Here is a 13,420-nt window from a genome sequence, read left to right as displayed (position 1 = left end):
GAAACCTACGCCGGCGCCTTGGGGATGATGATCCACAGGGCGATGTAGACAAGCTCCCCAACGCCCACCAGGCCGAAGATCACGAAGCCGAGGCGTACCAGGAACGTGGGGAGTCCGAAGCGGGCGGCGAGGGCGGCGCAGACCCCGCCGAGCACTTTGCCGCGGCGGGGCCGGACCAGGGCTGTGGACATGGCCGCGCCTACCCTTCTGCCTGTGGTTGGCCGTCCGCGGAGAAGTCTCCGGCTTCCCGTGCCTGCTCATTCCATGTGACGTCCTGCAGTTCCATGGGTTCTCCTCGCGTTGTCGCCGGACAGTGGCGGGCTGATGCAGGGACGGCCGGGAATTCGTTGATGGAATTCCCGGCCGGTCCTTGAAGGAGTCTATGCAGGTGTTGGCGGCAGGGTCCAGAGTTCCGGTGTCCCTGCCTGCGTCCGCTACATGTGGACGTGCAGGCGCCGGGCGGCTTCGGAAATGGAGCCGGTCAGCGACGGGTACACGGTGAAGGTGCTGGCAACGTCATCGACGTGGAGCTTCTGCTTCACGGCGATGGCGATGGGGAAGATCAGTTCGGATGCGTTGGGGCCAACCACCACGCCGCCGATCACGGTGCCGGATCCCTTGCGGGCGAAGATCTTCACGAAGCCGTCACGGGCGCTGCGCATCTTGGCGCGGGCGTTGCTGCGCATTGAGAGCTTCACGACGTCGCCCTGGTACTTTCCGGAATCGATCTCCGCTTCCGAGACACCCACGTTGGCGATTTCCGGCGAGGTGAAGATATTGGAGGCCACTTGGTGGAGCTTCAGTGGGGTCACGCCGTCGCCCATGAAGTGGGCCACGGCAATCCGGCCCTGCATGGCGGCCACGGAGGCCAGCGGCAGGACGCCGGTGCAGTCACCGGCGGCGTAGACGTTCGGGGCACTGGTGCGGGAAACGCCGTCCACCTTGATGTGGCCGCTTTCGCTGACGGCGACGCCGGCCTCCTCGAGTCCGATTCCGGCGGTGTTGGGGATGGACCCCAGGCACAGGAGGCAGTGGCTGCCGGTGACCTTGGTGCCGTCGCTGAGGGTGACCACCACGCCGTCGTCCGTCCGCTCCACCGATTCGGCGCGTGAGCGGGACAGCACGCGTACACCGCGGCGTTCGAAGACTTCCTCCAGGACCACGGCGGCGTCAACATCCGATCCCGGAAGCACCCTGTCGCGGCTGGATACCAGCGTCACCTTGGAGCCCAGTCCGTTATAGGCGGAGGCGAATTCTGCACCGGTAACGCCGGAGCCCACCACAATGAGTTCCTCGGGAAGTTCATCGAGGTTGTACAGCTGGGTCCAGTTGAGGATGCGTTCGCCGTCGGGACGGGCGGTGGCCAGCTCGCGCGGATGGGCGCCGACGGCCAGCAGGATGGTGTCCGCCTCGATGGTTTCGGTGCCCTCCGCGGTCAGGACCTCGATGGTGTGGTTGTCCAGGAGCCGGCCGGAGCCGGCGAGGATCCGGACGTTCTGGCTCGCCAGGGCGTCGTGGATGTCCTTGGACTGGCTGCGGGCCAGGTTGAGCAGGCGGTCATTGATGTGCTTGAGGTCGGCCCGCATCACGGGGACGAAGTCTCCGCCGTCGACGTCGAACTTCACCCCCAGCTCGCCGGCTTCGGCAACGCGGGTCATCAGGTCAGCCGTGGCGATGAGGGTCTTGGAGGGGACCACATCCGTCAGGACTGCTGAACCGCCCAGGCCAGCGCGTTCGATGATGGTGACCTGCGCCCCCAGCGAGGCGGCCACCATCGCGGCTTCGTATCCGCCTGGACCACCTCCCAGGATCGCGATCCGGGGTGAACTGAAATCTGGGTGCGTAGTCACAAACGATTATTCTCCCGCATCCACGCCTGACCACCAAAGAAACCGCTCTCTCGAGCGTGCGCGCCAGGGGGTGGGCGGAGCGGAACCGGCAGGATACCTTGTACCAGTGAGTACAACTGACTTCCTGAACACGGACCCCTTCGCCGCCGCCCGCGCTGCTGCCGACTACATTGCCGAGGAAACCGGGGTGGACAGCCACGACGTCGCCCTGGTGCTTGGCTCCGGCTGGGGCGGAGCAGCTGACCTGATCGGCGAAACCACAGCCACCCTGTCAGCCGAAGAGGTGCCCGGTTTCCATGCACCCGCCGTCGAAGGGCATGTGGGGACCATCCGGTCGATCCTGACCACCGAAGGCAAGCGCGCACTGGTCCTCGGTGCCCGGACCCACTATTACGAAGGCAAGGGCGTACGCGCCGTGGTCCACGGGATCCGCACCGCGGCCGCCGCAGGCTGCAGCACCCTGGTCCTCACCAACGGCTGCGGCGGCCTCAACGAGGACTGGGCGCCGGGCACCCCCGTACTCATCAAGGATCACATCAACCTCACCGCCGCTTCACCGCTGGAAGGCGCCACGTTCGTGGACCTGACAGATCTTTACTCCGCACGGATCCGCGGGCTTGCCCGCGAAGTGGATTCCACCCTCGATGAAGGCGTCTACGCGCAGTTCCCCGGCCCGCACTACGAGACGCCCGCCGAGGTCCAGTACGCCAAGCGGATCGGCGCCGACCTGATCGGCATGTCCACCGCTCTGGAGGCCATCGCCGGACGCCACGCCGGAATGGAGGTGTTCGGAATCTCCCTCGTGACCAACCTGGCCGCCGGGATCAGCGCGGAACCGCTCAGCCACCAGGAGGTGCTGGAATCCGGCCAGGCCGCGGGGCCGCGAATTTCGGCCCTGCTCGCCGGAATCATCGCGAAACTCTAAGCCGGTTTTGGGCCCTGCCGGGGGCTGCGTTGCGCCACCGGCAGGGCCAATGACGATAGCGTTATGCCCATGACGTCTTCCGATGCCGATCTTCGCCTCCACAACGATGCCCGCGATTGGGCGGCCCAAGACCCGGATCCGGCAACGTCGGCCGCGCTTCTTGAACTGGTGCGGGCATCCGAAGACGGCGGCGCCGCGGCCCGCCAGGAGCTTCAGGACAGCTTCCGCGGCACCCTGCAGTTCGGCACCGCCGGGCTCCGCGCCGCCCTCGGCCCCGGGCCCAACCGGATGAACCGCGTGGTGGTGCGCCGCGCTGCCGCCGGCCTGGCGGACTTCCTGGTTGACGCCGTGGGCAAGGCATCCCCCGGCACGCGGCCACGCGCCGTCGTGGGCTACGACGCCCGCCATAACTCGGATGTGTTCGCCGCTGAAACTGCGGCCATCTTCACCGCGGCGGGGATCGAAACCTTCCTGATGCCGGCGGCGCTGCCCACTCCCCTGCTCGCCTATGCAGTCCGCGCCCTGGAATGCGATGGCGGGGTCATGGTCACGGCAAGCCACAACCCGCCCCAGGACAACGGCTACAAGGTGTACCTGGGACGCCACGCCGTCGCGGAGAACGGCAACGGTGCCCAGATCGTGGCGCCATACGACGCCGAAATCGCGGCCCGGATCAGCGCGGTTGGCGCCCTGGACACCATTGCCCTGGCAACGGACGGCTGGACGGTGCTGGACGGATCGCTGGCGGCCGGTTACCAGTCGGCGACGGCGGGACTCGCCCTTCCTGACCACTTCCCGGCGCGGGACCTGCGGATCGTGCTGACGCCCATGCACGGTGTTGGCGGGGAGACGGCACTCGCGGTGCTGAACGCCGCAGGTTTCGGGGATGTCACCCTGGTCAAGGAGCAGGCCGAACCGGACCCGGACTTCCCCACCGTGAGTTTCCCCAACCCGGAAGAGCCCGGCGCCCTGGACCTGGCCTTGGAAACGGCCGACCGCCTCGACGCGGACATCGTCCTGGCCAACGACCCCGATGCCGACCGCGCGGCAGTTGCCGCCAAGGACCCGGACACGGGCACCTGGCGGATGCTCCGCGGCGATGAGGTGGGCGCCCTCCTGGGTGCGCATGTCGCCGCCCGGCATGCTGCCGCGGGAGCGGAAACCCCTGAGGGGCAAAGCCCGGGGGTGTTCGCCAATTCGATCGTGTCCTCTCGTCTGCTCTCCCGCATCGCCGCGGCAGCAGGATTCGACCACGAGGAAACCCTGACGGGCTTCAAGTGGATTTCCCGCGTACCCCGCCTGGTCTACGGGTACGAAGAGGCGCTGGGCTATTGCGTGGCGCCGGACCTGGTCAAAGACAAAGACGGAATTTCCGCTGCCGTCCTCATTGCCGAACTGGCCGCCACCGCCAAGGCCGACGGCAAGACCATCTTTGACACCCTCGATGAGCTCTACCTGCAGCACGGCCTGCACGCCAGCGACCAGCTGAGCATCAGGGTGGCGGACCTTGGCCTGCTGGATGCCATGATGAACCGCCTCCGGGTGTCCCCGCCGGAGTCCTTTGGCTCATCGGCAGTTGAGGTCTCCACCGACCTCTCCGTCGGCTCCGACCAACTGCCGCCCACCGACGGCCTGCTGTACGTGACGCGCGACCTCACCCGTGTCATCATCCGGCCCAGCGGCACGGAGCCCAAGCTCAAGTGCTACCTGGAAGTGATCCACCAGGTGGGATCCGCCGCGGAACTGCCCGAAGCCCGGCAGGCAGCCCGGGCAGCGCTGGACGAGGTCCTCGGCGATGTCAGCGAGGCACTGGGGCTTTAACGCACTGAAGGGGCGCCCCGGGGGCGCCCCTTGTGGTTGTTAGATGTCGGGCCGGATTACAGCCGCACTTCGACGAAGCCGTCGATGACGCGGGTGCCGAAGGCGTCGATCCGGAGACCCGGTGTGCTGAAGCACTCGCCCGTTTCAAGGTCGTAGACCTCCTTGTGCAGCGGGGACGCGATGGTGGGGCGGGTGCCTTTCGAGCCCAGGATGCCGCGGGCCATCACGTACGAACCGGTGGCCGGGTCCTGCTGGGACACTGCGAAAACCCCGCCCGCCAGGGTGCGGAAAAGCGCCACCTGCCGGCCGTCCACCAGGGCGGCTTCCCCCCATGCGGGTTCGAGGTCCTCAAGGCGGCAGACACGGTGCCAGCCTGCCGCGGTGTCCGCTGTTTCGGCGTCGAGTGTCCCGAGTTCCAGTGTTGCCGTCATGTCCGGCTCCTCTCCCTGCGCTGCTTGTCCTGATGTCGCTTGGTGGCAGCCTGAGCAGCCGTGTTCCACGCTAGGCGCAGGGTGTTTCCGCGGCATGCGACAAATGTGTCCGGGGCGTAAAAGAGACCTAACCCGGGCGGAAATGCGTTCGTGATGCAGAAGTTAAGTTGACGAAACAATTGGGAAACTGAAGCGAAACTGCCCCTCCCTAGTCTGGTTGGACTGCTCGACAGAGAAAGCCGCGGAGCACCGTCTGCGGCCCATGCGAAAGGCCCACAGTGACCGAACAGACTTCAAGCACCGAGACTCCGCGCCGCATCGTCGTCGCCGGCGGCGGCCCCGCGGCCCACCGTTTTGCGGACGCCATGCATGCCCGCGGCCTCGATGGCTGGCATGTCACTGTCCTCACCGAGGAGGCCCACCTCCCCTACGACCGGGTGGCCCTGTCCAAGGCCCTCACCGACGGCGGGGTGGACCTGACACTGGGCACCGCGTCGATGTGGGACCACGGCTCCCTCGACCTGCGCACCGGCGAGCGCGTCGTCCGGATCAATGCAGAAGCCAAGTCGGTGGAAACCGCTGCCGGCAGCGTCTTCGAGTACGACGAACTGGTGGTGGCTACCGGCTCGAACGCCGCACGGCTTCCCATTCCGGGCAACGAGCTCACCCACGTTTACCGGACGCTTGAAGATGTCTGGGCCATCAACAAAACCATCGCCGAACTCACCGTGAAGCTGGGCCGCAAGGTAAACGCCGTTACCATCGGCGGCGGCCTCCTGGGCCTGGAATCCGCCGCCGGGACCGAGCAGCTGGGTGCAACCCCCATCGTCATCGACGGGTCGCAGTGGCTGATGGCCACCCAGCTCGACGAAGGCGCGGGCCAGGCCATGGGCCGGCTCATCAAGGCCAAGGGCTTTGAAGTCCACGGCGGCGTCTTCCCCTCAGAAGTCCTGTCCGACGACGACGGCCAGGTCACCGGCGTGCTCATGGCCGATGGCCGCATCGTCGACGCCGACATCGTCATCGTCGCCATCGGCGTCCGTCCCCGTGACGAACTCTTCCGCGCCGCCGAGGGAGAAGAGCAGGTCTTCAGCCTGGGCCCCCGCGGCGGCGTGGTCATCAACGACTACTGCGCCACCGAGATCCCGGGCATCTGGGCCATCGGCGAAGTAGCCAACTACGGCGGCATGTGCCTGGGCCTGGTGGCCCCGGCCAACACCATGGCCGAGATCGTGGCGGACCGGCTGCACGGCGGCGACGCAACGTTCCCCGGATTCGACACCGCCACCAAGCTCAAGCTCTCCGGGGTGGATGTGGCCAGCTTCGGCGATGCCTTCGCGAAGACCGAGCACGCGCTGGAAATCGTCTACGCAGACCCCGCCCGCGGCGTCTACCAGAAGATCGTCACCACCGATGATGCCAAGACCCTCCTGGGCGGCATCTTCGTGGGCGATGCCTCGCCGTACATGAGCCTGCGGCCCCTCCTGGGCCGCGAACTTCCCGCCGAGCCGGGCGCGTTCCTTAGCGCAGCCGGCGGCGGCGGCGCCCCGGAAACCGAACTTCCGGACGACGCCACCCTGTGCTCCTGCAACAACGTCACTGCCGGAACCATCCGGGACACCATCAACGGCTGCGGCGCCTGCGAGGGCAACGCCCCTGTCCAGGAACTGGGCGAGCTCAAGGGCTGCACCCGTGCCGGCACCCAGTGCGGTTCCTGCGTTCCGATGCTGAAGAAGCTGCTGGAAACTGAGCTGACCAAGTCCGGCGTCGAGGTCTCCAAGGCCCTCTGCGAGCACATTGAACTGTCCCGCCAGGAACTCTTCGATGCCATCCGTGTCCTGGAACTGACCTCCTTTGAAGAGATCATGGCCAAGTACGGCACCGGCGAGGGCTGCGACATCTGCAAGCCCACTATCGCCAACATCCTCGCCAGCCAGAACAGCGCCTACGTCCTCGACGCCGGCCGCGGGACCCTGCAGGACACCAACGACCGCGCCCTGGCCAACATGCAGAAGGACGGCACCTACTCGGTGGTGCCACGCATCGCCGGCGGTGAAATTACCCCCAAGAAGCTGGGCGTGATCGCCGCTGTGGCGGAGAAGTACAACCTGTACACCAAGATCACCGGCGGCCAGCGGATCGACATGTTCGGCGCCCGGCTGGAGGAGCTCCCGGAGATCTGGAAGGAACTCGTGGACGCCGGGTTCGAGTCCGGGCAGGCCTACGGCAAGAGCCTGCGGACGGTGAAGTCCTGCGTCGGTTCCACCTGGTGCCGCTTCGGCGTCCAGGATTCGGTGGCCATGGCCATCCAGCTGGAACTGCGCTACCGCGGCCTTCGCAGCCCGCACAAGCTCAAGATGGGCGTCTCCGGCTGCGCCCGCGAATGCGCCGAGGCCCGAGGCAAGGACGTGGGCGTTATCGCGACGGCGGACGGCTGGAACCTCTACGTCGGCGGCAACGGAGGTGCCACCCCGGCGCACGCCCAGCTGCTGGCCAAGGACCTGGACGACGAAACCCTGATCAAGTACATCGACAGGTACTTCATGTACTACATCCGGACGGCGGACCGGCTGCAGCGTACCGCACGCTGGCAGGAGGAGCTCGACGGCGGCATCAAGCACGTCGAGGACGTAGTGGTTAAGGACACCCTGGGCATCGCCGAGGACCTTGAGGCAGCCATGGCCAAGCACGTTGACACCTACATCGACGAGTGGGCCGACACCCTGAAGGACCCGGAGCGCCTGCGCCGGTTCCGCTCGTTCGTCAACGCGCCGGACCAGAAGGACGATTCGATCACCTTCGTCCCCGATGAGCGTGGCCAGATGCGCCCCGCCACCGCCGAGGAGAAGGCGGCGGCTGCCCAGCAGCCCGTCCTCCTCGGAGCCTCAATCGCCGTCCGTCCCGGCACGCCCGCACCCGTTGGAAACGAGGCATGACCATGCAGCTCAGCATCGACCTCACGGGCCGCGAGGTCCTGGTGACCGGAACTGAAGCCGCCGCGCGGCAGGCCGTCCGGCGCTACGAAGCCGCGGGCGCCGTCGTCCGCCGCCTCGCCGGCCCGCACGGCACCGCCCCGCTTCCGGAAAAGCCGTTCCTGGTGGCCGCGGTCGACGACGGGCAGCCGGGCTGGGAGCCGCTGCTCCAGCAGTACCGGGCTGCCGGCGTCCCTGTCGCCGCGGAGCCGCCCGCAGGCGCCGCCGGTCACGTCACCCTGGTGGGCGGCGGGCCCGGCACCACTGAGCTCCTGACAGTTGCCGCCGTCAAGGCGCTGCGCGACGCGGACGTGGTGTTCTACGACCGGCTGGCGCCCTGCCAGGACCTGCCCGCCCTGACCAGCGCCGAGCTGGTGGACGTGGGAAAGAAGCCCGGGCACCACAAGGTAGGCCAGGCCGATATCGAAAAGCTCATGGTGGACAGCGCCCTGGCCGGCAACAACGTGGTCCGCCTCAAAGGCGGAGACCCGTACGTCTTCGGCCGCGGCGGCGAAGAAGTCGCCGCCTGCGTGGCTGCCGGGCTGAAGGTCCAGGTGGTGTCCGGCGTCACCAGCGCCATCTCCGTGCCCGCTGCGGCGGGCATCCCCGTCACGCACCGCAACGTGAGCCACATGTTCACCGTGGTGTCCGGGCACGCCCCGCTCACCGAAAAGGAGCACCATCACCTTGCCGGCCTGGGCGGCACCATCGTGGTACTGATGGGCATCGGAACGCTGCACCACCTGGCTGCAGGCCTCCGCCGGGCAGGCATGCGCGCCGATATGCCCATGGCAGTAGTGGAACGGGGTTACCGCCCCGGCCAGCGCACCACCATTGCCGACCTCGGCACCATCGCCTCCGCCGCTGCCGGCTGCAGCAACCCGGCAGTCCTGGTGATCGGTGAGGTGGTGCGGGTGGCGGAAGCCAACCGCGGGCACGCTGAGGCCGCAGCCGACCTGGACCGGCTGGCGGCCTCGCTGCTCGGTTCGTGAAAGGATTGACCCCCATGAACGCACTTGCACCGGCCGAAACGGCAGCCGCCACCGGGGCGGCGGACGCCGCGGAAGCCCAGGCGGCAGAATCACCGCTGGAAGGCTTCCGCATCGGCGTGACCTCGCACCGGCGCTCACAGGACCTGATCGACGCCCTTGAACGCCGTGGCGCCGAGGTGATCCATGCCCCGGCCCTCAAGATCGCCCCGGTCCAGGAGGATCTCCGGCTCATCGAGGACACCCGCACCATCATCGCGGCCAAACCGGACCTGTGCATTGCCACCACCGCCTACGGCATGCGCCGCTGGTGCGAAGCAGCTGACACGTTCGGCATCGGCGACCAGCTGCTCGAAACCCTGGGGGCCTGCCGGATGTTCGTCCGCGGCCCCAAGGCCCGCGGCGCGGTCCGCGCGGCCGGCCTTGCCGACGTCGGAATCAGCAGCGATGAAACCACTGCAACGCTGGTGGACATGCTCCTGGCTGAGGGGGTGCGCGGCAAGACCGTCGCGGTCCAGCTGCACGGCTACACGGACGTCCGCCAGCTGGAACGGCTGCGCATGTCCGGCGCCACCGTCCTGACCGTCACGCCGTACCGCTGGGTCAAGCCGGACGGCGCCGACCGGCTCCCCCGCCTCATCGAGGCCGCCTGCAGCGGAAACCTTGACGTGCTCACTTTCACCAGCGCACCCGCCGTCGACGCCATGTGGAGCACAGCCCACGAAATGGGCGTCTACAAGCAACTGATCGAGAGCCTGAAAACCAACGTGACCACCGCCGTCGTGGGCCCTGTTACCGCCCAGCCGCTGCTGGACGCCGGCGTGAAGCCGCTGATCCCGGAGCGTTTCAGGATGGGCGCGCTGATCCGGCTGGTCTGCGAGCACCTGGCGCTGAACCACGTACGCCGGCTGGACACCCGGTCCGGGAATATTGAGCTCCGCGGACGCAGCCTGCGCATCGACGGCCAGGCCGTGGAACTGGCGCCCGCTCCCTTGCTGCTGCTCCGCGCCCTGCTCGGCGCCGGCGGGGCGGTCCTCTCCCGCGAGGCGTTGTCCGACCTGCTGGAACTGCGCGGTTCTGTGCACGCACTGGACATGACCGTCAGCCGGCTCCGGTCCTCGCTGCCCGACGGCAAGCTCATTGAAACCGTGGTCAAGCGGGGCTACCGGATCCGGGTCTAACCCCCTGGAGTTTTTTGGGCAGATAACGGGACTTCGAGCGCCTCCAAATCGTGGTATCTGCCCAAAAAATCCTGCGTGGTTGGCCTGGGCGGGCCCTGCCGCGGACGGCCCGAATGTGTCCGGCGCCGGCCGAAAGAGATGCAGGTCACCGGTTCTGTTACCGGCCGGTAAATACTGGCGAACACCGGGGTGCTGAACGGCAACTGGCGGGAAACACGCCGGAAAAGGCGCAGGCCTACGCTGGGTTCCATCATGAACTTCCGGCCGTTTTCCGGCCGCCAGCGAAAGGGCCAGCACATGTCCGCTCCGGCACCCACCACGTCCACCTCCGCCGCCACCCGCATCGTCATCGCCGGAGCCGGTCCGGCTGCCCGCGCCCTGGTCCGGCAGCTGGACCAGGGCCGGTTCACTGGCAGCATGACCGTCCTGAGCAACCGCGACGACGCCCCCGAGGACCTGCTGGAACTTGCCCTGCTTCCGCAGGTGTCCGTCCGCTTCGGACAGCCTGCCAGCCACATTGACGCCGATAACCGCACCGTGGCCACGGCTGACGGCATGGAGTTCGCCTACGACCAGCTGGTCATCGCCACCGGTTCGGCCCCCGTTGCCGCACCTGTCGAAGGCGCCGCCGAGTGCCTGAGCTATTCCACCATCGACGACGCCACGCGCATTGCGGACCGGGTGCAGGAAGTCACCCGGGAACTGGGACGCCGTCCGCTCGGGATCCTGGTGGGCACCGGGGCGGCCGCAGGCCAGGCTGAGGCTGTGCTGCGCGCCAAGGGCGTCCGCCCGGTGCGCACCACCGCCCGGCCGGCCGCCGTCGTGCCCGGGACCTCGGCCTTTGGCCTGGCCGCCTCCGCCGTGGTCTTCGAGGACGGCAGCAGCATGTCCGGCGACCTGGTGGTCCTGGCCGAGGACCGTGTGTCCTGCGACGGCCTCGCCGCCAGCGCGGGCCTGCGGACGGCCACCACCGGAGGAATCGTCATCAGCCAGGACTTCCGGACCTCGGTGCCCGGCATCTGGGCCATCGGGGACGCGGCAGCGTTCGACGGCGTCCGGCTGGGTTTGCTGGTGGCGGCGGCTTCCGCTGCAGGGGCCTGCGCCACGCAGCTGCTTACGGCGGCCTCGGCAGCCGCGCAGTCGCCTGCGGCATCACCGGAAGCAGCAGCTGCGGCGCCGTCCCTCGCACGGTCCCTCCAGGCAGCCGCCTGACGCCTGGGGCAGTGCGGGTTGCACCGTGTGCACCTGTGACAAGATGGTTCCCGAAACGCGAGTCAAGGACGCGCCGGGCCCACGACGCCCGGGCGAGGCCCCGAGAGGACCATCATGAGCAACGAAGCCACCCCTTCCGTGCAACCCGCTGCCGCTGCGGCCGGGAACATTGCTTCCTACATCGACCACACCCTGCTGAAGCCCGAAGCCTCCGAGGCTGACGTCCTCAAGGTCTGCGCCGAAGCCGCCGAATACGGTTTCAAGTCCGTCTGCGTCAACCCGGTCTGGGTCAAGACAGTCAAGAAGGCACTGAAGGGTTCAGGCGTCCTGACCTGCTCCGTGGTGGGCTTCCCGCTGGGGGCCACACCCACCGATGTGAAGACCTTCGAAGCCCGCGGCGCGGTGCTGGACGGCGCCGACGAAGTGGACATGGTGATCAATATTGCGGCTGCCCGCGCGGACGACAAGGGTGCCCTGACCGAAGACATCGCCTCCGTGGCCGAGGCCGTGCACGCCAGCGGCGCCATCCTGAAGGTGATCATCGAGACCGCCCTGCTGTCAGACGACCAGAAGGTCCTCGCCTGCGAAGCCGCCGTGGCGGCCGGAGCCGATTTCGTCAAGACCTCCACCGGCTTCAACGGAGGGGGCGCCACCGCGGAGGACGTGGCACTTATGCGCAGGGCCGTGGGCCCTGCACTTGGCGTCAAGGCCTCGGGCGGCGTGCGGTCGCTGGCAGACGCTCAGGCTATGATTGCAGCAGGTGCAACACGTATCGGCGCCAGCTCCGGAATTGCCATCGTCAAGGGTGAACAGGGTTCGTCCGCCTACTGACGGCCTCCGGACACGCCACAATCAAGCCCCGCGGGGCCGAGGAGGAACGAATGTCCAGCAAGATCAACGCGTCCAACGAGGGCTCAGCGAAGCAGGGCTATGTCCGCACCCCGCAGAACGAGAACAAGCTGGGCGGCACCATCGTGGTGTTCGTGATCATGATGGCCCTGTTCCTCGGCGCCGTCTACTCGCTGTCCTTCCTGACGCTTGGTAACCCGTGGCCGATGGCCGTCTGCCTGGGCCTGTTCGCCCTGGCCTTCTGGATTCCGCAGACCATCCTCGGCCGCTCGGACTCGGCCGGCGAACACTAAACCTGTTGACGCAGCGAAAGACCCCCTGGACGCTGTCCAGGGGGTCTTTCGCTGTTCGAGGCCTGTGGGAACGCCCTCAGGCAAACCAGGGGCCGATCCAGGCGGCGGCAGCAGCCACCACCCTGGGCCACTGGTTCTGGGCGATGGCCCAGCCCGCCACCGTCAGTCCCACCATGGCGTACGCGCTGACGGGAATCAGCACCAGCCACTCGCGCTTGGACCCCGCCCGGCCCAGCAGAGGCAGTGACAGCGCCCCGTTGGCCCGCCAGACGTTCCGCAGCAGCGGCACCTTGCGCAGCAGTTTCGGCGGGCGGATCACCAGTGGCCACAGCAGCGGCACTCCCCCGGTGGTGATGAGGTCTCCCACGATGTGGACCATCACGCCGATAAGCATCGACATCGGCAGCCAGGTCCACTGGTGCGGCGCGTACACCGTAACCAACCCGGCCATCACCAGGGCGAAGATCCAGTTGGAAATGAACCCGCTCTTCGGAAACAGCTTCAGGGCCTTGGCAGCGATGTTGATCAGGAACATGCACAGCAGTCCTGCGCCCACGGACAGCAAACCCCAGGGGGTCTCCATCTGCACCTGCGCGGCCACGCCTGCGAGGAGCACGAACCCGGCGGCGCCCAGGACCGAGTGGGTGCCCTGGCGGTGGCCGCCGCTGACGGTTTCGATGCCCCTTGCTATGGCATTGGACAGCGGCGGCAGTGAGTGGGCAACAGTGCTGGACCGGTGGTCCCAGTCGCAGACCAGGGCGGTGCCGGCCGTGGCCATGCCGCCGATGAGGATCCCCGTGGGATCCAGCGGGTACCAGCCCAGCGTGTATGGGCCGGTGGACGCAACAGCTACCCACGCCGCGGCTCCCGACGCGGCGTGGTGACCTCCCATCATGC

General features: G+C 67.8%; 12 protein-coding genes. 8 read left to right on the top strand and 4 right to left on the bottom strand.

Going from position 1 to position 13,420, the window contains the following annotated elements:
• Positions 1-5 precede the first annotated feature (5 nt).
• Positions 6-191, bottom strand: a complete 186-nt coding sequence (locus UC32_RS09085) for a PspC domain-containing protein (RefSeq protein ID WP_045730905.1) — start codon at positions 189-191, stop codon at positions 6-8.
• Between the two features lie 243 nt (positions 192-434).
• Positions 435-1,850 carry an NAD(P)H-quinone dehydrogenase gene (locus tag UC32_RS09080; protein WP_045730904.1) on the bottom strand — a complete coding sequence of 472 codons (1,416 nt, stop codon included), beginning with the start codon at positions 1,848-1,850 and terminating at the stop codon, positions 435-437.
• 106 nt (positions 1,851-1,956) lie between these two features.
• Between UC32_RS09080 and UC32_RS09075 the strand changes: the two genes are divergently transcribed.
• Positions 1,957-2,775, top strand: a complete 819-nt coding sequence (locus tag UC32_RS09075) for a purine-nucleoside phosphorylase (RefSeq protein ID WP_045730903.1) — start codon at positions 1,957-1,959, stop codon at positions 2,773-2,775.
• A gap of 69 nt (positions 2,776-2,844) precedes the next feature.
• Positions 2,845-4,596 carry a phospho-sugar mutase gene (locus UC32_RS09070; protein ID WP_200896359.1) on the top strand — a complete coding sequence of 584 codons (1,752 nt, stop codon included), beginning with the start codon at positions 2,845-2,847 and terminating at the stop codon, positions 4,594-4,596.
• A gap of 56 nt (positions 4,597-4,652) precedes the next feature.
• On the opposite strand, the gene nirD is transcribed toward UC32_RS09070, so the two are convergent.
• A complete protein-coding gene (nirD, locus tag UC32_RS09065) occupies positions 4,653-5,027 on the bottom strand; it encodes a nitrite reductase small subunit NirD (protein WP_045730901.1) in 375 nt (124 codons plus the stop codon).
• A 278-nt stretch (positions 5,028-5,305) separates the two neighbouring features.
• On the opposite strand from nirD, the gene nirB reads away from it, so the two are divergent.
• The 6 genes from nirB to UC32_RS09035 all read left to right on the top strand — a co-directional run bounded on the left by nirB (position 5,306) and on the right by UC32_RS09035 (position 12,523).
• Entirely contained in the window at positions 5,306-7,963 is a 2,658-nt protein-coding gene (gene nirB / locus UC32_RS09060; RefSeq protein ID WP_045730900.1) for a nitrite reductase large subunit NirB, read from the top strand.
• A 2-nt stretch (positions 7,964-7,965) separates the two neighbouring features.
• Positions 7,966-8,991, top strand: a complete 1,026-nt coding sequence (gene cobA, locus UC32_RS09055; protein WP_045731016.1) for a uroporphyrinogen-III C-methyltransferase — start codon at positions 7,966-7,968, stop codon at positions 8,989-8,991.
• A 14-nt stretch (positions 8,992-9,005) separates the two neighbouring features.
• The gene (locus UC32_RS09050; RefSeq protein ID WP_045730899.1) at positions 9,006-10,169 is read left to right on the top strand and encodes a uroporphyrinogen-III synthase; all 1,164 of its coding nucleotides are present in this window, start codon (positions 9,006-9,008) and stop codon (positions 10,167-10,169) included.
• Between the two features lie 297 nt (positions 10,170-10,466).
• A complete protein-coding gene (locus tag UC32_RS09045) occupies positions 10,467-11,381 on the top strand; it encodes an FAD-dependent oxidoreductase (protein ID WP_045731015.1) in 915 nt (304 codons plus the stop codon).
• Between the two features lie 114 nt (positions 11,382-11,495).
• On the top strand, positions 11,496-12,212 hold the full coding sequence (deoC, locus tag UC32_RS09040) for a deoxyribose-phosphate aldolase (protein WP_045730898.1): 717 nt from the start codon (positions 11,496-11,498) through the stop codon (positions 12,210-12,212).
• 50 nt (positions 12,213-12,262) lie between these two features.
• Positions 12,263-12,523 (top strand): hypothetical protein, encoded by a 261-nt coding sequence (locus tag UC32_RS09035; protein WP_015936514.1) that lies wholly within the window; start codon positions 12,263-12,265, stop codon positions 12,521-12,523.
• A 76-nt stretch (positions 12,524-12,599) separates the two neighbouring features.
• On the opposite strand, the gene UC32_RS09030 is transcribed toward UC32_RS09035, so the two are convergent.
• Positions 12,600-13,418, bottom strand: a complete 819-nt coding sequence (locus UC32_RS09030; protein ID WP_200896358.1) for a metal-dependent hydrolase — start codon at positions 13,416-13,418, stop codon at positions 12,600-12,602.
• Positions 13,419-13,420 lie beyond the last annotated feature (2 nt).

The sequence above is a fragment of the Pseudarthrobacter chlorophenolicus genome, from assembly GCF_000962805.1.
Classification (GTDB): Bacteria; Actinomycetota; Actinomycetes; order Actinomycetales; family Micrococcaceae; genus Arthrobacter; species Arthrobacter chlorophenolicus_A.
Note: the sequence above shows the minus strand (reverse complement) of the source record. Positions and strands in the feature narration are given on the sequence as shown.

Excerpts from the sequence above, each read along its gene's own strand:
- UC32_RS09085 (WP_045730905.1), bottom strand. The coding sequence starts at position 191 with ATGTCCACAGCCCTGGTCCGGCCCCGCCGCGGCAAAGTGCTCGGCGGG.
- UC32_RS09070 (WP_200896359.1), top strand. The coding sequence starts at position 2,845 with ATGACGTCTTCCGATGCCGATCTTCGCCTCCACAACGATGCCCGCGAT.
- nirD (WP_045730901.1), bottom strand. The coding sequence starts at position 5,027 with ATGACGGCAACACTGGAACTCGGGACACTCGACGCCGAAACAGCGGAC.
- cobA (WP_045731016.1), top strand. The coding sequence starts at position 7,966 with ATGCAGCTCAGCATCGACCTCACGGGCCGCGAGGTCCTGGTGACCGGA.
- UC32_RS09050 (WP_045730899.1), top strand. The coding sequence starts at position 9,006 with ATGAACGCACTTGCACCGGCCGAAACGGCAGCCGCCACCGGGGCGGCG.
- UC32_RS09045 (WP_045731015.1), top strand. The coding sequence starts at position 10,467 with ATGTCCGCTCCGGCACCCACCACGTCCACCTCCGCCGCCACCCGCATC.
- deoC (WP_045730898.1), top strand. The coding sequence starts at position 11,496 with ATGAGCAACGAAGCCACCCCTTCCGTGCAACCCGCTGCCGCTGCGGCC.
- UC32_RS09035 (WP_015936514.1), top strand. The coding sequence starts at position 12,263 with ATGTCCAGCAAGATCAACGCGTCCAACGAGGGCTCAGCGAAGCAGGGC.
- UC32_RS09030 (WP_200896358.1), bottom strand. The coding sequence starts at position 13,418 with ATGATGGGAGGTCACCACGCCGCGTCGGGAGCCGCGGCGTGGGTAGCT.